At 69.3% G+C, this 18,184-nt stretch carries 19 protein-coding genes and 1 tRNA gene; 12 read left to right on the forward strand and 8 right to left on the reverse strand.

Annotation, left to right across the window (positions count from 1 at the left end; genetic code table 11):
• Positions 1-48 precede the first annotated feature (48 nt).
• The 3 genes from ACFQY2_RS09665 to ACFQY2_RS09675 all read left to right on the forward strand — a co-directional run bounded on the left by ACFQY2_RS09665 (position 49) and on the right by ACFQY2_RS09675 (position 2,751).
• Positions 49-951 carry a MetQ/NlpA family ABC transporter substrate-binding protein gene (locus ACFQY2_RS09665; RefSeq protein WP_378745565.1) on the forward strand — a complete coding sequence of 301 codons (903 nt, stop codon included), beginning with the start codon at positions 49-51 and terminating at the stop codon, positions 949-951.
• Positions 952-1,051: 100 nt separating this feature from the next.
• Complete coding sequence (locus ACFQY2_RS09670) at positions 1,052-2,092, forward strand: methionine ABC transporter ATP-binding protein (protein WP_378745566.1); 1,041 nt, start codon at positions 1,052-1,054, stop codon at positions 2,090-2,092.
• Positions 2,092-2,751 carry a methionine ABC transporter permease gene (locus ACFQY2_RS09675; RefSeq protein WP_378745567.1) on the forward strand — a complete coding sequence of 220 codons (660 nt, stop codon included), beginning with the start codon at positions 2,092-2,094 and terminating at the stop codon, positions 2,749-2,751. The genes ACFQY2_RS09670 and ACFQY2_RS09675 overlap by 1 nt, the downstream gene beginning before the upstream one ends.
• 9 nt (positions 2,752-2,760) lie before the next feature.
• On the opposite strand, the gene ACFQY2_RS09680 is transcribed toward ACFQY2_RS09675, so the two are convergent.
• Together ACFQY2_RS09680 and ACFQY2_RS09685 are read right to left on the reverse strand one after the other, a co-directional pair.
• Positions 2,761-3,702 (reverse strand): pseudouridine synthase, encoded by a 942-nt coding sequence (locus ACFQY2_RS09680; protein ID WP_378746152.1) that lies wholly within the window; start codon positions 3,700-3,702, stop codon positions 2,761-2,763.
• 40 nt (positions 3,703-3,742) lie between these two features.
• Positions 3,743-4,237 (reverse strand): MarR family winged helix-turn-helix transcriptional regulator, encoded by a 495-nt coding sequence (locus ACFQY2_RS09685; RefSeq protein WP_378745568.1) that lies wholly within the window; start codon positions 4,235-4,237, stop codon positions 3,743-3,745.
• A 122-nt stretch (positions 4,238-4,359) separates the two neighbouring features.
• On the opposite strand from ACFQY2_RS09685, the gene ACFQY2_RS09690 reads away from it, so the two are divergent.
• The 6 genes from ACFQY2_RS09690 (at position 4,360) to ACFQY2_RS09715 (ending at position 9,852) form a co-directional block, all read left to right on the forward strand.
• Positions 4,360-4,431, forward strand: a tRNA-Gln gene (locus tag ACFQY2_RS09690).
• Position 4,432: 1 nt separating this feature from the next.
• Complete coding sequence (glmU, locus tag ACFQY2_RS09695; RefSeq protein ID WP_378745569.1) at positions 4,433-5,863, forward strand: bifunctional UDP-N-acetylglucosamine diphosphorylase/glucosamine-1-phosphate N-acetyltransferase GlmU; 1,431 nt, start codon at positions 4,433-4,435, stop codon at positions 5,861-5,863.
• A 9-nt stretch (positions 5,864-5,872) separates the two neighbouring features.
• Entirely contained in the window at positions 5,873-6,907 is a 1,035-nt protein-coding gene (locus tag ACFQY2_RS09700; protein WP_378745570.1) for a ribose-phosphate diphosphokinase, read from the forward strand.
• Positions 6,908-6,947: 40 nt separating this feature from the next.
• The gene (locus ACFQY2_RS09705; RefSeq protein WP_378745571.1) at positions 6,948-7,400 is read left to right on the forward strand and encodes a hypothetical protein; all 453 of its coding nucleotides are present in this window, start codon (positions 6,948-6,950) and stop codon (positions 7,398-7,400) included.
• Positions 7,401-7,413: 13 nt separating this feature from the next.
• Positions 7,414-8,280 carry an FAD:protein FMN transferase gene (locus ACFQY2_RS09710; protein WP_378745572.1) on the forward strand — a complete coding sequence of 289 codons (867 nt, stop codon included), beginning with the start codon at positions 7,414-7,416 and terminating at the stop codon, positions 8,278-8,280.
• Between the two features lie 21 nt (positions 8,281-8,301).
• Positions 8,302-9,852 (forward strand): FAD-dependent oxidoreductase, encoded by a 1,551-nt coding sequence (locus ACFQY2_RS09715; RefSeq protein ID WP_378745573.1) that lies wholly within the window; start codon positions 8,302-8,304, stop codon positions 9,850-9,852.
• Here the strand turns inward: ACFQY2_RS09715 and ACFQY2_RS09720 are convergent.
• The 3 genes from ACFQY2_RS09720 to ACFQY2_RS09730 all read right to left on the reverse strand — a co-directional run bounded on the left by ACFQY2_RS09720 (position 9,846) and on the right by ACFQY2_RS09730 (position 13,036).
• Positions 9,846-11,447 (reverse strand): sensor histidine kinase, encoded by a 1,602-nt coding sequence (locus ACFQY2_RS09720; protein ID WP_378745574.1) that lies wholly within the window; start codon positions 11,445-11,447, stop codon positions 9,846-9,848. The genes ACFQY2_RS09715 and ACFQY2_RS09720 overlap by 7 nt on opposite strands.
• Before the next feature lie 6 nt (positions 11,448-11,453).
• Positions 11,454-12,182 carry a response regulator transcription factor gene (locus ACFQY2_RS09725; RefSeq protein WP_378745575.1) on the reverse strand — a complete coding sequence of 243 codons (729 nt, stop codon included), beginning with the start codon at positions 12,180-12,182 and terminating at the stop codon, positions 11,454-11,456.
• 80 nt (positions 12,183-12,262) lie between these two features.
• Complete coding sequence (locus ACFQY2_RS09730; RefSeq protein ID WP_378745576.1) at positions 12,263-13,036, reverse strand: FadR/GntR family transcriptional regulator; 774 nt, start codon at positions 13,034-13,036, stop codon at positions 12,263-12,265.
• 110 nt (positions 13,037-13,146) lie between these two features.
• Between ACFQY2_RS09730 and dgoD the strand changes: the two genes are divergently transcribed.
• A complete protein-coding gene (gene dgoD / locus ACFQY2_RS09735; RefSeq protein WP_378745577.1) occupies positions 13,147-14,298 on the forward strand; it encodes a galactonate dehydratase in 1,152 nt (383 codons plus the stop codon).
• 85 nt (positions 14,299-14,383) lie between these two features.
• On the opposite strand, the gene gndA is transcribed toward dgoD, so the two are convergent.
• Together gndA and ACFQY2_RS09745 are read right to left on the reverse strand one after the other, a co-directional pair.
• Positions 14,384-15,832, reverse strand: a complete 1,449-nt coding sequence (gene gndA, locus ACFQY2_RS09740; protein ID WP_378745578.1) for an NADP-dependent phosphogluconate dehydrogenase — start codon at positions 15,830-15,832, stop codon at positions 14,384-14,386.
• 112 nt (positions 15,833-15,944) lie between these two features.
• Positions 15,945-16,070 carry a hypothetical protein gene (locus tag ACFQY2_RS09745; RefSeq protein ID WP_378745579.1) on the reverse strand — a complete coding sequence of 42 codons (126 nt, stop codon included), beginning with the start codon at positions 16,068-16,070 and terminating at the stop codon, positions 15,945-15,947.
• A gap of 209 nt (positions 16,071-16,279) precedes the next feature.
• Here ACFQY2_RS09745 and ACFQY2_RS09750 point away from each other — a divergent pair, with 209 nt between their 5' ends.
• Complete coding sequence (locus tag ACFQY2_RS09750; RefSeq protein WP_378745580.1) at positions 16,280-16,885, forward strand: 50S ribosomal protein L25/general stress protein Ctc; 606 nt, start codon at positions 16,280-16,282, stop codon at positions 16,883-16,885.
• 71 nt (positions 16,886-16,956) lie between these two features.
• On the forward strand, positions 16,957-17,538 hold the full coding sequence (gene pth, locus ACFQY2_RS09755) for an aminoacyl-tRNA hydrolase (RefSeq protein WP_378745581.1): 582 nt from the start codon (positions 16,957-16,959) through the stop codon (positions 17,536-17,538).
• A 24-nt stretch (positions 17,539-17,562) separates the two neighbouring features.
• Here pth and ACFQY2_RS09760 read toward each other — a convergent pair whose 3' ends face one another.
• Positions 17,563-18,165, reverse strand: a complete 603-nt coding sequence (locus ACFQY2_RS09760) for a hypothetical protein (protein ID WP_378745582.1) — start codon at positions 18,163-18,165, stop codon at positions 17,563-17,565.
• Positions 18,166-18,184 lie beyond the last annotated feature (19 nt).

Consider the following 18,184-nt stretch of genomic DNA (forward strand, 5'->3'; position numbering starts at 1 on the left):
TGCGCGCATACCGTTTCGGAGTCCCCCACGAGAGGAAGAACCCGAATCATGTCCCGTCGCACCACCACCCTCGCGGCCGCCGCAGCAGCGGTCGCCCTGATCGCATCCCTCGCGGGTTGCGCTTCGAGCCCCGAATCCCAGCCGTCCGGCGGCTCCGCCGATGAAACCGTGAGGATCGGCGTCGTCGGCAAGAGCGACCCGCAGTGGCCCGCGTTCGTGGCGGCGGCCGAGAAGGAGGGGATCGAGGTCGAACTCGTCGACTTCGGCTCCTACGAACAGCCCAACCCCGCACTCACGGAGGGAGAGCTGGACCTCAACCAGTTCCAGCACATCGTCTACCTCGCCGGCTACAACGTGGCCTCGGGCGAGGATCTCGTGCCGATCGGCTCGACGGGCATCTACCCCCTCGGTCTGTACTCGACGAAGGTCGACGACGTCGCGGACATCAAGAAGGGCGAGAGCGTCGCGGTCCCCGATGACGCCTCGAACCAGGCACGCGCCCTGCTCGTGCTGCAGTCCGCCGGGCTCATCGAGCTCAAGAGCGGCGGCACGATCTTCTCCGACCTGTCGGATGTCGACGAGGCCAAGTCGAAGGTCAAGGTCATCGCCCTCGAGGCGGCGCTCATCCCGAACTCGCTGCCGGACGTCGCCGCGGCGATCATCAACAACGACTTCGTCACCCAGGCCGGCCTGAAGTTCGAGGATGCCATCGCGCAGGACGACCCGTCCGACGCGAACGCGCTGCCCTACGTCAACATCTTCGCCGCCCGCGCCGAGGACAAGGACAACGAGACCTACCTCAAGCTGGTCGACATCTTCCAGAACGACCCGAAGGTGCAGGAGGGTCTCGCCGAGGCGTCCGGCAACACCATCGTGCCGCTGCAGACGCCTGTCGCAGACCTGGAGTCCTCGCTCACGAAGGTCGAGAAGGACACCGCGGCGCAGGGCTGAGCCCACTCAAGCCCAGAACTGCGGAAGAATCGGGCGGTGCGCATATCGCACCGCCCGATTCCCGCGCTCGCAGGATTCCCGCACACACAGGGAGAACCACATGGCCATCGTGACCCTCGCCGACGTCACGAAGACGTACCCGCCCGCGTCCAAGGGCGACGCCCTCGTCACCGCGGTCGACGGGGTGAGCCTCGACATCGAGGCCGGCGACATCTTCGGCATCATCGGCTACTCCGGGGCCGGCAAATCGACCCTGGTGCGCCTGATCAACGCCCTCGAGCCCGCCAGTGCAGGGACCATCACGGTCGACGGCGTCGACATCACCGCGCTCTCCGAGCGCGAACTGCGCCGGGTGCGCGGCGGCATCGGCATGATCTTCCAGCAGTTCAACCTGTTCTCCTCCAAGACGGTGCGGGCGAACATCGCCTATCCGCTCAAACTCGCCGGCTGGTCGAGGGCCGACATCGATGAGCGGGTCACCGAGCTGCTCCGCTTCGTCGGACTCGCCGACAAGGCCAAGGCCTTCCCCGAACAGCTCTCCGGCGGACAGAAGCAGCGCGTCGGCATCGCACGCGCGCTCGCCACCCGGCCCGCCATCCTGCTGGCCGACGAGGCCACCAGCGCCCTGGACCCGCAGACCACGCACGAGGTGCTGGACCTCCTCAAGCGCGTGAACGAGGAGCAGGGCGTCACCATCGTCGTCATCACGCACGAGATGGACGTCATCCAGACGATCGCCACGAAGGTCGCCGTCATGGAGCACGGCCGCGTGATCGAGCAGGGCGACGTGTTCCAGGTCTTCTCGGACCCGCAGAACCCGGCCTCGCAGCGCTTCGTCGGCACCGTCATCAAGGGCATCCCGACCCCTGTGGAGGCGGCGGCGCTCCGCGAGCGCCACCAGGGCAGGCTGGTGACGTTCTCGTTCCGCGACGGCGATTCCTCCCAGGCGCAGGTGCTGCTCGAGCTGGCCCAGGCCGGTCTCGGCTTCGAGCTCGTGTACGGCGGCATCAACGACATCCGCGGTCGCGCCTTCGGCCACCTCACGCTCGCGATCCGCGGTGAGGCCGGCACTCTCGACGCGGTCCTCGACCGGATCCGCGCACACGTGACCGTCACGGAGATCCAGGAAGGGGCACTCTGATGGATCGCCTCAACGAGCTGTGGCCCGAGTTCTGGGATGCCGCACTCGAGACGCTGTACATGACCACGTACGCGCTCGTGCTGGCCGGCATCCTCGGCACGATCCTCGGTGTCGGTCTGTACGTCACCCGGCCCGGCGGACTCATGCAGAACCGCCTCATCAACGGCCTGCTCGAGTTGCTGGTGAACTTCTTCCGTCCGATTCCGTTCGTCATCTTCATCGCTGTGCTGCAACCGGTCACCCGTGCCGTGATCGGCATCGGCATCGGCACCACCGCGGGCGCCTTCGCGATCGGCATCGCCGCGGCCTTCGCGATCGGCCGCATCGTCGAGCAGCACCTCGTCTCGGTCCCGCCCGGCGTGATCGAGGCAGCCCGTGCGATGGGCGCCGGACCCTGGCGGATACTGCTCACGGTCGCGATTCCCGAGTCGCTCGGCCCGCTCATCCTCGGCTACACGTTCATCGTCGTCGCCCTGATCGACATGACGGCCATGGCGGGTCTGATCGGCGGCGGCGGCCTCGGCGCCTTCGCGCAGATCTACGGCTTCCGCAAGTTCGAACCGGTCGTGATGTGGGTGGCGATCATCCTCATCGTCGTGTTCGTGCATCTGGTCCAGCTGCTGGGCACGAAGCTCGCCCGCAAGGCCATGCGGCGCTGACGCACCTGATCAGCGAGCGCGGGGCGCGTCCTGCAGGGTCCGCCGGGTCGTGAACACTCGCGGTGCGCCGCTGATCGGGTCGACGAACCGCAGCTCGCGAGCCAGCAGCTGGAGAGGCCTGGCGTGGTCGTCGGGGCTCTCGGGCAGCAACTCGGGGTAGAAGCTGTCGTTGAGGATCCCCGCGCCGAGGGCGGCCAGGTGCACGCGCAGCTGGTGCATCTTGCCGGAGTGCGGGCGCAGCAGCGTGTGGATCACCCGCTCGTCGGCGTCGATCAGCTCGATCAGCGTCTCGGAGTTGGGTTCGCGATCGGGGTCCACGTGCACGCAGACGCGTCCGCGCTGCTTCTCGATGTGGTTGCGGTACACGACAGGGAACGGCCGGCCGTCGAGCGCCGGTGCCGCGGCATCCCATCCGACGGGCAGCGCCGAGACGGCCTCGTACGCCTTCTCGACCTCCCTCTTCTCGAACATCAGCTGGTAGGCGCCGCGCACCTCCGCCCGGGCCGCGAACATCAGCAGCCCTGCGGTGGCACGGTCCAGCCGGTGGATCGGCGCCAGATCCGGGATGTCGAGCAGCTTGCGCAGCCGCACCAGTGCGGAGTTCTGCACGTATTTGCCCCCCGGTGTGGTCGGCAGGAAATGAGGTTTGTCGACCACCACCAGATCACGATCCTGGTGCAGCACCTCGATCTCGAACGGGATCTCCCTCTCCACGGGGGGCTCCCGGTAGTACCAGACGAACTCATGGACCCCCAATGGCGTCTCGCGCGCCAGTGCGGAGCCGTCGGCCGCCACGATCTCGCCGCGATCGAAGCGGTCCAGCAGTCGCTCGGTGTCGAGATGGAAGAACCGTTCGGACATGAAGGCGCCGACCGTGGGCCAGGGGCCCGACATCGGCAGGTGCAGCCGGGTCGCACCGACGCCGTCGCGCACCGGAAGCGGGGAGGCCATCGCCATCAGCGCCGCCCCCCGGCATCGGCTGCGTACCGGGTCATGAGTCGAAGCTCAGACTGAGCTTGCGCAGCAGGGCCGCGAGTCGGTCGCGGTCGGCGCGCGGAAGCGCGCGCAGCATCTCCGCTTCGGCGTCGACGAGACGGGTGATGGCGGCATCCACCCGCACCCTGCCGTCGTCGGTGAGGATGACCAGGATGCTGCGTCCGTCGCCCGGAGCCGCCTCACGGCGGACGAACCGCCGTCCCACGAGCCGGTCGATCCTGTTTGTCATCGTGCCGCTGGTCACCAGGGTCTGCTGGAGGAGCTGCTTCGGAGAGAGTGTGAACGGCGCACCCGCGCGGCGCAGGGCGGACAGCACGTCCCACTCCCACGGCTCGATGTCGCTGCGGTGGAACACCTCGCGTCGTGCCCGATCGAGCTGGCGCGACAGCCGGTCCATGCGCGAGAGCACTTCGAGAGGGGAGAAATCCAAGTCGGGTCGCTGCACGTTCCACGCACTGACGATCCGATCGACCTCATCCGCCTCGCTCATCCGTCCATCATCGCGCACCCGGCTGGGTCCCCGAGCCGTGCGGCGGTCACAGCCTCTGTCGAAGGTCACAGCTGCAGGCGTGGCAGACTTGTCAGGCGGCTGAGCTGTCGGCGCGGTCGCGGTCCGCCGTGGTGTAATGGCAGCACGACAGCCTTTGGAGCTGTTAGGTCCAGGTTCGAGTCCTGGCGGCGGAGCATGACGGAGAACACGCTCGCGATCATCGTCCTGGCTGCAGGCCAGGGCACCCGCATGAAGTCGCGCCTGCCGAAGGTGCTGCATCATATCGGCGGAAGGCCGCTGGTCGGCCATGTTCTGGGAACGGCGCGCGCCCTGCGTGCGCAGCACATCGAGGTCGTCGTCCGCCACGAGCGCGATCAGGTGGTCGCCACGCTCGCCGAGCACTACCCGGATGCCGAGATCGTCGACCAGGACGAGATCCCCGGCACCGGTCGCGCCGTCCAGGTGGCCCTCGATGCGCTCCCCGCCGACTTCGACGGTGACGTGCTGGTGCTCTCCGGCGATGTGCCGCTGCTGCAGGCGGACACCCTCGAGGCGCTCATCGCCGGGCATCGGGCGGCATCGGCCGCGGCGACGCTGCTCAGCGCCCACGTCGAGGATCCGACCGGCTACGGCCGCGTGATCCGCGGTGCCGACGGCGTCGTCGAGCGGATCGTCGAACAGAAGGACGCCACCGACGACGAGGCGGCCGTCACCGAGATCAACGCCGGCGTGTACGTGTTCCGGGCGCCGCTGCTGCGCAGGTACCTCGCGCGCGTGGGGCAGGACAACTCCCAGGGCGAGATGTACCTCACGGATGTCATCGGCCTGCTGCGCGGCGATGCGGAACCGGTCGCCGCCGAGATCGCGGACGACGCCGCATCCACCTTCGGCGTGAACGACCGGGCTCAGCTCGCCGAGGCCGGACGCGTGCTCAACCATCGCATCGTGCGGCGGTGGCAGCGCGAGGGCGTGACGATCATCGACCCCGCGACGACCTGGATCGACGACGACGCCGTCCTCGCCCCGGATGTCACGGTGCTGCCGAACACGCAGATCCTGCGCGCCACGGTGATCGGGGCGGGCGCCACGATCGGCCCTGACACCACACTCGTGGACTGCGAGGTCGGTGAGGACGCCGTCGTCAAGCGCACTGATGCGAACCTCGCGGTGATCGGCGCGCGTGCCACCGTCGGCCCGTTCTCGTTCCTGCGGCCGGGGACCGTGCTCGGCGCGGACGGCAAGATCGGCGCGTACGTGGAGACCAAGAACGCCGAGATCGGGGAGGGCAGCAAGGTCCCGCATCTGTCGTATGTGGGCGATGCCACGATCGGCCGGCATGTGAACCTCGGCGCCAGCACCATCACGGCGAACTATGACGACGTGCACAAGCACCGCACGGAGATCGGCGACGAGGTGCACACCGGCTCGCACACGGTGCTGGTGGCTCCCGTTAGGCTGGGAGCCGGTGCGAAGACCGGTGCAGGCGCCGTCGTCCGCAAGGACGTCCCGGCAGGCGCCCTCGCCATGAGCGTGGCCCCTCAGCGCAACATCGAGGGATGGGTCGAGAAGAACAGAGCGGGTACGGGCGCGGCGGACGCCGCCTCGCGGGAACGAACAGCAGAATAGGCGGCTCGGATGGGGCACAAGAAGAAGACGGTGGCACTGGACAGGGCGAAAGGCGTCGCTCCCGGTCTGATCGCGAAGACCAAGAAGCGTCTGGTCGTCGCCGGTGGACGCTCGCACCCGGAGCTGACCGCCGCAGTCGCCGCGGCGCTCGGGCAGGAGACGGCACCCGTCGAGCACCGCACCTTCGCCTCCGGCGAGATCTACGCCCGGTTCGAGGTGTCGATCCGAGGATGCGATCTGTTCATCGTGCAGTCGTTCGGCGAGCCGGTGAACGAATGGCTGATGGAGACGCTGATCATGCTGGATGCCGCCAAGCGCGCGTCCGCGAAGCGCATCACGCTCGTCGCGCCGTACTACCCGTACTCGCGTCAGGACAAGAAGGGCCGCGGCCGCGAGCCGATCAGCGCCCGCCTGATCTCCGACATGCTCAAGGTGGCCGGCGCCGACCGCATCATGAGCGTCGACCTGCACGCCGCCCAGATCCAGGGCTTCTTCGACGGCCCCGTCGACCACCTCTTCGCCAAGCCCGTGCTGCTGGAGCACTTCCAGGGCACCCTGACCGCAGAGGATCGTGAGACGCTCACCATCGTCTCGCCCGACATGGGCCGCGTGCGCGTCGCCGACACCTGGTCGGACAGCCTGGGCGCGCCGCTCGCGATCATCCACAAGCGGCGCGACGCGAAGGTGGCCAACCAGGTCTCGGTGCATGAGATCGTCGGAGCCGTGGACGGGCGCACGTGCCTGCTCGTCGACGACATGATCGACACCGGCGGCACCATCGTCAAGGCGGCTCAGGCGCTGAAGACGAACGGCGCACGCAAGGTGATCGTCGCCGCCACGCACGCCGTCTTCAGCGACCCGGCATCCCATCGTCTGCAGGATGAGGCGATCGACCAGGTGGTCGTCACCGACACCATCCCGCTCACGGAGTCGCGCCGCTGGGACGGACTCACCGTCCTGCCCATCGCGCCGCTGCTGGCCGCCGCGATCAAGCAGGTCTTCGAGGACGGTTCGGTCACGAGCATGTTCGGTGGCGACGCGTAGGCTGCACCGCCCTCATAGGCGGATGGCGCAAGCTGGAAGCATGAACACCCACCCCGCTCTTCGCGCCGGCACCGCTCTCGCGGGCGTCACCGGTGCCCTGCTGCTGGCCGGATGCTCGGGTACGGCTCAGGCCGACGCCCAGGAGGCCGATCCCGCGCCCACCTCCACGGACGCCACCGCGCCCTACGCGGACGGCACCTACACGGCCGACGGCGCCTACAAGACGCCGGAGACGGTCGAGACGATCTCGGTCACGATCACCTTGAACGATGACGTGGTCACGGACGTCGAGGTGTCCGGCGACCCCCTCGCGCCGGAGAGCACCCGGTACCAGGGGCAGTTCATCGCCGGGATCGCCGACGTGGTCGTCGGCCGCAAGCTGGACGACCTTCAGGTCGACCGGGTCGCGGGATCCTCGCTGACCAGCGGCGGCTTCGATCAGGCGATCGTCCGGATCAAGGAAGAGGCCGCGGTCGCAGAGCCGGCGGTGTGAGCCCGGTGGCGGCGTGAGCGTCTGGGACTTCGAGGCCATCGGCACGCGGTGGGAGATCGTCACCGATGCGCCGCTGCCGACGCAGGTCCGTGATGCCGTCACCGCCGTCATCTCGGACTTCGACGCCGAATGGTCCCGGTTCCGGACGGATTCCGTCGTCTCCCGGCTGCGCGCGGAAGGCGGAACGGCGCCGGCGCCGCGGGACACGGCGTCGATGCTCGACGCGTACCGGGAGCTCTCCCGGGCGACGCAGCGCGCGGTGAACCCGCTCGTCGGCGCGGGCCTGGAGGCGCTCGGCTACGACGCCGCGCTGCGGCTGACACCCGGTGCTCCCCGAGCAGCACCGCGGGACTGGGAGCGGCTGCTGCACTGGAGCGCATCCGAGCTGATCCTTCGCGAGCCGGCGATGATCGACGTCGGGGCGCTCGGCAAGGGGCGCCTGGTGGACCGCGTGGTGCAGACTCTGGTGACCGTGCCCGGACGTGTGATCGTGGATGCCGGGGGAGACCTGCGCGTGCGCGGCGGACGCGCCCGGATCGCTCTGGAGCACCCCTACGATCCGACGTCGGCGATCGGCGTGGTCCAGATCGCCGACCGCGCGCTGTGCGCCTCCGCCGTCAATCGCCGTGCCTGGGGCGACCGGCTGCACCACGTGCTGGATGCGCGCACGGGTGAGCCGGTGCGCACCTGGGCGGCGACCTGGGCGATCGGCGCCGACGCCATGCACGCGGACGCCGCGGCCACCGCGCTGTTCTTCGAGGGTGGTCCGGGCCTCGCACAGCGGTGGGGCATCGACTGGGTGCGGATGTCGACCGACGGGAGGGTCGAATGGTCGCACGGATTCGACGGGGAACTGTTCCGGGCCGAGCCCGCACGGTGACGGATAGGGAAGAGTAGAAGCGTGCCATCGTCTCTCACCGCGCTGCGACAGCGCGTGCTCGCCGTGCTCGGCGCTCTTTCGATGTACCGGCTCGTCTTCTTCGCTCTCGTGGCGCTGGGGCTTCTCGCGCTCGGCCTCTCCCTCGCGGGGCTGCTCGCCCCGACAGCGGGGGAGATCCTGGCATCCTTCGCGGTGCTGGGCGTGACGATCTCCCTGGTCGACGCGATCGCCCAGCGAACTCTGCGCCTGCCGTGGCGCATCGAATCGTCGCTGGTGACCGCCCTCATCCTGCTGTTCGTGCTGCAGCCGTCGCTGACCGCGGCCGGGCTCGCAGGCAACGCGCTGGCCGGTGCCGTCGCGAGCCTGTCGAAGTATCTGATCGCCTGGCGCGGACGTCACATCCTCAATCCCGCCGCCTTCGGCGCCGCGATCGTGACCGTCTTCGGAGCGGGATCGTTCTCGTCGTGGTGGGTCGGAACGCCGTCGCTGTCCGTCGCGGTCGCCGTCCTCGGCCTGGTCGTGCTGTGGCGCACCGAGAAGGTGCGCATCGTGCTGGTGTTCCTGCTCGTCGTGGTGGGCGTCTCGGTGGTGCGACAGGCTGTGCAGGCGCAGGGGACGGGGCTGGGCTTCGTCCTGCAGGATGCGATCCTCTTCTCTCTCGCGCAGACGCCCTATCTCTTCCTCGGCGCGTTCATGCTGTCCGAGCCGCTCACCCTGCCGCCCCGGCGCTGGCAGCAGTTCAGCGTCGCCGCGCTCGTCGGCGTGCTGGCCGGCTGGCCGATCATGATCGGCGGTCTGTTCACGCTCGGTCAGGAGCGGGCGCTGCTGATCGGCAACCTGCTCGCGTTCGCCTTCGCTGTGCGCGGGTCGGTGCGCCTGGTGCTGGAGGAGCGGCGGATGGTGACGCCGACGGCGCAGGAACTCACCTTCCACACCAGGGGACGGCTGAGCTTCCTGCCCGGGCAGTACCTCGAGCTCGATGTGCCGCATCGGCATCCGGATGCCAGAGGAACCCGGCGCGAGTTCAGCATCGTCTCCGCACCGGCGGACCTGCCCGTCCTGCGCATCGCCTACAAGAACGGCGACCAGAAGCATCCGTCCAGTTACAAGCGTGCGCTCGCCGCGGCGGAACCGGGCGCGGTCCTGGCCGTGACCGGGACCTGGGGGGACTTCCTGCTCCCGCGCGACGGCGCCCCCGTGCTCATGGTGGCAGCAGGGATCGGCGTGACGCCGTTCGTCTCGCAGCTGCGCCAGATGCGGGCGCTCGGCGTGGAGCGCGATGTCGTGCTCGTGTACGTGGCGTCCGAGGCCGCGGAACTGGCATTCCGGGACGAGCTGGAGGCCACCGGCGTGCGCGCGGTCGTGTTCACCCGCGATGAGCCGCACGCGCTCGCGGCGAACTGGTCGTGGGCGCGGGGGGTGCGTCTGGACGCGGCGGGGCTGGAGCGCGTCGTCCCCGACCTCGCATCCCGGCACGCGTTCATCTCGGGGCCGCCACGTCTGATCGCCGACCTCGCCCCCTCGCTGCAGAAGGCCCGCGGTCTGACGACGGATGCGTTCGCCGGCTACTGAGCCGGAGGATGCTCCGCCGTCGCTTCCGCCGCCGACCCGGCGTCCGCCGCCGATCCGGTCTCCTCGGGTGATCCGGTGTCCACGGGCGATTCGACGTCCTCGGCCGATACGGCGTCCTCGGACGATACGACTGGCGCCAGCGGAAGCCGGACGGTGAAGGTCGTGTCCCCGGGCTGGCTGGTGACCTCGACGCTGCCCCCGTGTCCCTCGACGATCGCCTTGGCGATGGCCAGTCCGAGTCCGGTCCCTCCGGTCTGACGAGCACGCGACGCGTCGCCGCGGGCGAATCTCGCGAAGAGCTCCTCCTGCACCTCGGGCTCGATGCCGGGACCGTCGTCGTGCACCCGCAGCACTGCGGCAGACTCCTGCGCGCTCACCGACAGCGCGATCGTGGTTCCGGCCGGGGTGTGCGTGCGGGCGTTGGCGAGCAGGTTCGCGAGCACCTGGTGCAGGCGACCGGCGTCGCCCCAGACGGTGATCGGCTGCTCGGGCACCTCCAGCTGCCAGTGATGGTCCGGCGCGGTCGGCTGCGCATCGGTGAGAGCCTCCACGGCGAGCTGGCTGAGATCCACCGGGCCCCGCACCAGCTCCTGACCCTCATCGAGCCTGGCCAGCAGCAGCAGGTCCTCGACCAGGCGCGTCATCCGCAGTGACTGCGCCTGGATGCGCTCCAGTGCGGAGGTGGTGTCGGCGACCGTGTCCGGACCCTGGTTCTGGCTCAGCGCACGCAGCGAGAGCTCCGAGTATCCGCGGATGGACGCCAATGGCGTGCGCAGTTCATGGCTGGCGTCAGCGACGAAGCGCCGCATCCGCTCCTCGTTGCGCTGGCGTGCCGCCAGCGACGTGTCCACGTGGTCCAGCAGGGTGTTCAGGGCGATCCCCACCCGGCCGACTTCGGTGCGCGGATCCGCCTCGTAGTCGGGCACACGCTCGGTGATGCTCACCTCGCCGCGATCGAGCGGCTGGCCGGCGACCCGCGCGGCGGTCGCCGCCACGGCACGCAGCGGACGCAGCCCCATGCTGATGGTGAGCGCTGTGGTGATCGCGAGCAGCAGCAGGCCCCCGAGGGTGGCCAGCGCGATGACGGTGAAGAGCGTGCCGAGCGTCCCCTGGATCTCGGCTCGGGAGAGACCGGTCACCACGATGGTGCCGTTCTCGGTCTGCGTGACGGTGACGAGGTAGGACCCGCCGGAGCGCAGGGAGACGACGGCGCTCGATCCGCTGTGCAGCGCCTGGGTGAGTTCGAACAGATCACCCGAGGAGAGGCTCTGCAGGCCGTCGGCAGACACGGTGACGCCGGAGGCGGACTGGTCCGGCGGCTGCACGGCGAGCAGCAGCCCGAGGGGCACGCGCTGGCCGCTGAGAGCCCGTTCGGCTGTGAGCGGCGTGCCGTTCAGTGCGGCCCGGGGCTCGGCATCCGCCACCCATCTCCTGGCGGTGACCGAGTAGATGTCCAGCTGTCCCTGCAGCCGCTGCTCCAGGGCGTTACCGAGGGTGGCGCTGGTGATGATGGAGACCACCACCAGGATGAGGGAGACGAATCCGATCACGGCGGCCATCAGGCGTGCCTGCAGGCTCACCGGGCGTGCGAACATGATCGCCTACTGCGGGGACTTGATCATGTAGCCGACACCGCGCACGGTGTGCAGCAGAGGGGTGCGGCCCGCATCGATCTTCTTGCGCAGGTAGGAGATGTACAGCTCGACGACCGAGGACTTGCCACCGAAGTCGTAGCTCCACACCCGGTCGAGGATCTGCGCCTTGGAGAGCACCCGGCGCTCGTTGCGCATCAGGAAGCGCAGCAGCTCGAACTCGGTGGCGGTCAGTTCGATCTCGTCGTCGCCGCGCATGACCTCGTGACTGTCCTCGTTGAGCGACAGATCGGCGACGCGGAGGATGGACTGCTCGTCCTCCGAGCGCCCGTGTCCCGAACGGCGGATCACGGCGCGCAGCCGCGCGATGACCTCCTCCAGGCTGAACGGCTTGGTGACGTAGTCGTCGCCGCCGGCGGTGAGTCCGGCGATGCGGTCGCCGACCGAGTCCTTGGCGGTGAGGAAGACCACGGGCACCAGGTTGCCCGCCTCGCGCAGCCGACGCAGTACGTCCATGCCGTCCAGGTCGGGCATCATGACGTCCAGCACGAGGGCGTCGGGCTCGAACTCGTGCGCGACCTGCAGCGCCTCCAGGCCGGATCCGGCGGTGCGCACCTCCCAGCCCTCCATGCGCAGCGCCATTGCGAGCAGGTCGGTGAGCATCGGCTCGTCGTCGACCGCGAGAATGCGCAGCGGTCCGCCGTCGGAACGGCGGAGGTCAGGATGATCGTGACTCATCCGTCCATTGTGCGGCGTGAAGCTTGGCGTTGACGATGAGCTCTCTGTGAAGGGGCCGGACTGCCCAAGGGCCCGGATGGTCACCGCAACCGGGGATCGGCGATGACCTGCTGGTCCCAGATGGAACTCGTCTCCTCCATCGCCCGCGCCATGATCGCCATCATCGCGGCGGCGGCGCGCTCAGCGTCGCCCGATTGGATGGACGTGGCGATGTCGACATGGAGCTGCAGTGCCTCGGGCGCGGGGTACTGGGGCATGAGGCCGTACTGGGCGCGACCGGAGAGCACCTCGTCGACGAGGTGGTGCAGTTTCGCGAACATCTCGTTCCCGCTCATCTGCAGCACTGATGCGTGGAACTCGCGATCCAGCTGCAGGAAGCCCTCGGTGTCACCCGCCCTCCCCGCCGCCCACATCCGGCCGGACAGGCCGACCAGGTCGCTCGCCTGCCTCAGCGGCGCCCGCGACGCGGCCAGGCGCGCGGCAGCCGGTTCGATCGCATTTCGCAGCTCCGTGAGCGATCGCAGCTGGTCGACGCGTCCGGGGCCGGCCAGGCGCCAGCGGATCACCTCCAGGTCGTACACGTTCCAGCCGGCCGACGGCAGGACGCGCACGCCCACGCGGCGCTTGGACACGACCAGTCCTCGCGCTTCGAGAGCATGCAGCGCCTCGCGCACCACAGGGCGCGAGACGTCGAAGCGGCTCTCCAGGGACTCGGTGGTGAAGACGCTCCCGGGAACGATGACGCCGGCGCAGATCTCCCGACCGAGCGCATCGAGGACGAGATTGCGCAGGTCGCCTCGCACCGCCGCACGCGACGTGACGAGCGAAGGCGGGGTATCCGGGTCGGACGACATGCGACGATCATATCTTTCACGCCTGGCGCGTTTGATATGTCATACGATTGCGGGCTATCGTTCTGAAACAGCAGACATATCCGCGGGTATGAAGCGACGAGAGGATGAGCATGACCGACACCATCTCCCGAGTGGAGGCGTTCCCCGTCGCCCCGCGATGGCTCTTCGTACGGATCGAGACCTCGGACGGGCTGATCGGCTGGGGAGAGGCATCGCTGGAGGGCTACGCGGACGTCGTGCGCGCTGCGGTCGAGCAGTTCGCCGTGTACCTGGTGGGGAAGGATCCCGGGCGGATCGAGGACCACTGGCAGGTGCTCACCAAGGGACAGTTCTATCGTGGCGGGCCGGTGCTCTCCAGCGCCGTCGCAGGAGTGGATCAGGCGCTCTGGGATCTCAAGGGCAGGCGTCTCGGCGTGCCGGTGCACGAGCTTCTCGGGGGCGCGGTGCGCGAGCGGATCCGCGCCTACGGCTGGGTGGGGGGCGATGACCCGTCGGAGGTCGCGGACCACATCGCGGCGCAGCTGGAGGTCGGACTCACCGCGGTGAAGATGAACGCCTCGGGGCGGATGGGCCGCAACGGGTCGGTCGCAGAGCTCGACGGTGTCGTGGCGAGGGTCTCCAGCGCCCGTGAGGTGCTGGGAGCGGATCGGGACGTCGCGGTGGATCTGCACGGACGCTTCACCGTCGCCACTGCACGCCGGCTCGCATCGCTGCTGGAGCCGCTGCACCCGTTCTTCCTCGAGGAGCCGGTCGTGCCGGAGAACTCCCACATGATCGGACGCGTGGCCGATGCCACCACGATCCCGATCGCGACCGGCGAGCGACTGTACAGCCGGCAGGAGATGCTTCCCGTGCTGCAGGCCGGGGTCGCGATCGTGCAGCCCGATCTCTCGCACGCCGGAGGCATCTCCGAAGTGCGACGCATCGCCGCCCTCGCGGAGACCTTCGACGCACTCATCGCGCCGCACTGCCCGCTCGGACCGCTCGCGCTCGCCGCATCGCTGCAGATCGGCTTCGTCACCCCCAACCACCTCATCCAGGAGCAGTCGATCGGCATCCACTACAACACGGGTGCCGAGGTGCTCGACTACGTCGCGGACACCGAGCCGCTGAAGTTCGTCGACGGCTGCTTCGAGCGTCTGACCGCTCCGGGACTGGGCATCGAGATCGATGAGAGCGCGGTGCGGAATGCCGCAGCACGCTGGGAGAGGTGGCAGAACCCGATCTGGCGCCACGCCGACGGGTCGGTCGCCGAATGGTGAGCCGACGGGTGATCGACGCCGGAATGCGCGAGAGCCGGGCCCGTCTTCGGCGGTACCCGGCTCCCGTGCGTCACGCGGTGCTGCGTCAGTGCGTGTCCTCTGCCTCGATCTCGCTGCGGTCACCCGACCACAGCGTGTGGAAAGTGCCGGGCTTGTCGACGCGCTTGTAGGTGTGGGCCCCGAAGAAGTCGCGCTGGCCCTGGACCAGTGCGGCGGGGAGGCGGTCGGCGCGGATGCCGTCGTAGTACGACAGCGAGGAGCTGAACGCCGGCGCGGGGATGCCCGCTTCGGCGGCGGCGATGACCACGCGACGCCATGCCGCCTGGCCGCGGGTGAGCGCCTCGGCGAAGTACGGTGCGGTCAGCAGCACGGGCAGTTCGGGGCTCTCGGCGTAGGCGTCGGCGATGCGGTTGAGGAACTGCGCGCGGATGATGCAGCCGCCGCGCCAGATCTTCGACACCGCTCCGAGGTCGATCTGCCAGTCGTACTCGGCGGCTCCCGCCCGGATCTCGTCGAAGCCCTGCGAGTAGGCGACGATCTTCGAGGCGTACAGCGCCAGGCGCACGTCCTCGATGAACGCGTCCTCGTCCTCCACCTCGAACGCGTCTTCGGGGCCGGGCAGGAAGCCGGCGACCGCGCGCTGCTCGGGGTGCGAGGACAGCGAGCGGGCGAAGGTGGCCTCCGCGATCCCGGAGACGGGGACACCGAGGGCCAGCGCGGTCTGCACGGTCCACGCACCGGTGCCCTTGGCGCCGGCCTGATCGAGAATGACGTCGACCAGCGGCTTGCCGGTCTCCGCGTCCACCTGACGCAGCACCTCGGCGGTGATCTCGATCAAGTAGGACTCCAGCTCGCCGGCGTTCCATTCGGCGAAGATGTCCGCGATCTCGGCGGGGGAGCGGCCGGTGCCGCGGCGGATCAGGTCGTACGCCTCGGCGATGAGCTGCATGTCGGCGTACTCGATGCCGTTGTGCACCATCTTCACGAAGTGACCGGCGCCGTCGTGGCCGATGTGCGTGACGCAGGGCTCGCCCTCGGCGACCGCGGCGATCGAGCGCAGGATCGGGCCGAGCGTGACCCAGGACTCGTCCGAGCCGCCGGGCATGATGCTGGGGCCGAGGAGAGCGCCCTCCTCACCGCCGGAGATGCCTGCGCCGACGAAATTGATGCCCGTCTCGCGAACCGCCTTCTCGCGGCGGATGGTGTCGGGGAAGTAGGCGTTGCCGCCGTCGACGATGATGTCGCCGGGCTCGAAGACCTTCACGAGCTCGTCGATCACGGCGTCCGTGGGGCCGCCGGCCTTGACCATGATGATCGCGGTGCGCGGCTTCTGCAGGCTGGCGGCGAACTCCTCGTACGAGAACGCCGGGACGAATTCGGCTTCGGGGTGAGCCGAGATCAGCTCGTCGGTCTTGACGCGGCTGCGGTTCAGCACCGCCACCGTGTTGCCCTCGCGGCTCGCAAGGTTGCGGGCGAGGTTCGATCCCATCACAGCGAGTCCGACGACTCCGATGTTGGCTGATGCTTCGGGCACTGATAGCTCCTCGATCGTGGGTGCAGGTGATCTCAGAGTATCGGCTGGCACGCGGCCGGGGCCCGTTCGTGTCGGGCGACGACGGTCACCACGACTCGGCGCGGCGGACGGATCAGTCCTTGCGGTACCCGGAGCGACCCATGAAGTACATCGCCGCGACGGACGAGACCGTGCCGCAGACGACGATCGCGCCGATGATCCAGAAGATGACGTGGGAGAGGAAGGCGGCATCGAGCATGTCATCAGCCTATCGGGGTTTCGGGTAACATGAAGGAGTTCCTCGGCGAGGGATGTGTCGCGTGCGCGCCCGCATCCGTGATCGACGCGGTGATGTGAAGCCCCATGGTCAGATGCGCATCGTGGTCTCGCGTCCTCGTCCCGTTGCCGAGGTGCTGACACCCATCGACCACCGTGCGGCTCGTCGCCGCGCGTCTGAAGGAGAACATCATGGCCAACGACAACAAGGTCCTCGCCGACCTCCGCACCAGCTTCGGCAAGGGCTTCGCCCGTCGCCTGCGCGCCGAGGGAAAGATCCCCGCCGTCGTCTACGGCCACGGCACCGACCCTGTGCACGTGGCGCTGCCCGGCCACCAGGTCTCCCTGATCATCCGCCGTGCCAACGCGCTGCTCGAGCTCGACATCGACGGCACCTCGAGCCTGGTGCTCGTCAAGGACGTCCAGCGCGACCCGGTGCGCCAGATCATCGAGCACATCGATCTGCTCGTCGTGAAGAAGGGCGAGAAGGTCACCGTCGAGGTCCCCGTCCTCGTGACCGGCGAGTCGTTCTCGGGCACCATCGTGACCGTCGACGTCGCGACGATCAAGCTCGAGGTCGAGGCCACCGACATCCCGCAGCACGTCGAGGTGTCGGTCGAGGGTCTCGAAGAGGGCGCGCACATCACCGCCGGCGACGTCACGCTGCCTCAGGGTGCCGCGCTCGTGGACGACGCCGACCTGCTGCTCGTCGCCGTCTCGCTGCCCGCAGCCGAGGTCGCGGACGAGAACGCCGACGAGGCCGCTCCGGCCGCCGCTGAGGAGTCCGCGGCCGAGTGACCCGCTGAGGGAATCGTGAAGGGGGCGCGAGCATTCGCGCCCCCTTCCGCATAGATGGAGAGGGAGCGAGCATGGCATCCACCTGGCTCGTCGTGGGCCTCGGCAATCCCGGCCCGCGCTACGCACCGACCCGGCACAACATCGGGCAGATGGTCGTGGACGAGCTCGCCGACCGCCGAGGGGAGCGGTTCCGGGAGCACAAGGCCGGTGCTCGCGTCGTCGAGACCTGGTTGCGGCCCGGCGGCGACAAGCTCGTGCTCGCCAAGCTCAACTCCTTCATGAACGTCTCCGGCGCACCCGTCGCCGCGCTCGCGCGCTTCTACTCCGTCGACCCCGACCACGTGGTCGTCGTGCACGACGAGCTCGACATCCCGTACGACAGCATCCGGCTCAAGATCGGAGGCGGCCACGGCGGTCACAACGGCGTGCGCGACATCGCCCGAGCGCTGACGACCCCGGACTTCCCGCGCGTCCGGGCGGGCATCGGCCGCCCGCCGGGGCGCCAGGACGCGGCCGACTGGGTGCTCGCTCCGTTCGGCCCGGTCGAGCGGAAGACCCTGCCCGTCTTCCTGTCGGATGTGGCGGATGCCGTCGAGCAGCTCATCGAGGAGGGCCTGCTCGCCGCGCAGCAGAAGCACCACTCGCGCGCCTGACGCACACGGGCGCGTCGGCTGCGGTCAGATGCCGCCGGCCGCGGTCGCGATCGCACCGATGCCGAGGAAGACCGAGACCGCCAGGAAGTAGCCGAACGGGCCCAGCGCCGACAGCACGATAGCCGCGATGCCAGGGCCGCGGCCGCGCCGCCTGGCTGTGGCGATGATTCCGAGGACCATCGCCGCGATGCCGAGGGCCGTGCCCGTCCAGAACAGGATCTCCGCCCAGAGGACCTGTGCACGGGCCGGCGTCAGCACGGAGAGGTCGTCCGTGAACGACGAACCGACGCCGATGCGCGTACTGCCGGGAAGGAGCACGCCGATCCGGTAGGCGACCAGACCCGCCGCGATCGGGACGACGACCGCGGCGACCAGGGCCAGGACCAGCGCCACGACCCCGGTCGTCCGCGAGCTCGCGGGAACGCTCCGCGACGGGTCGCCCTGCGGCGGCTGGTAGCCGCCGGCGCGCCCGCTCATCGGCGCGGCATAGCCGCCCACCGGGACGCGGTAGGAACCGGGCGGTGCAGGGGGAGCGACCGGAGGCGCGGACGGACCCGGGACCGTCGGGATCGACGGCGCGCCGACCGGGCCGTCTCCATCGGGTGCGGGGAACTGCGGGGTGCTCACGACATCCTCCGGATCAACG

Source organism: Microbacterium sp. GCM10027623, assembly GCF_042666935.1.
In the GTDB taxonomy this organism is placed as follows: Bacteria; Actinomycetota; Actinomycetes; order Actinomycetales; family Microbacteriaceae; genus Microbacterium.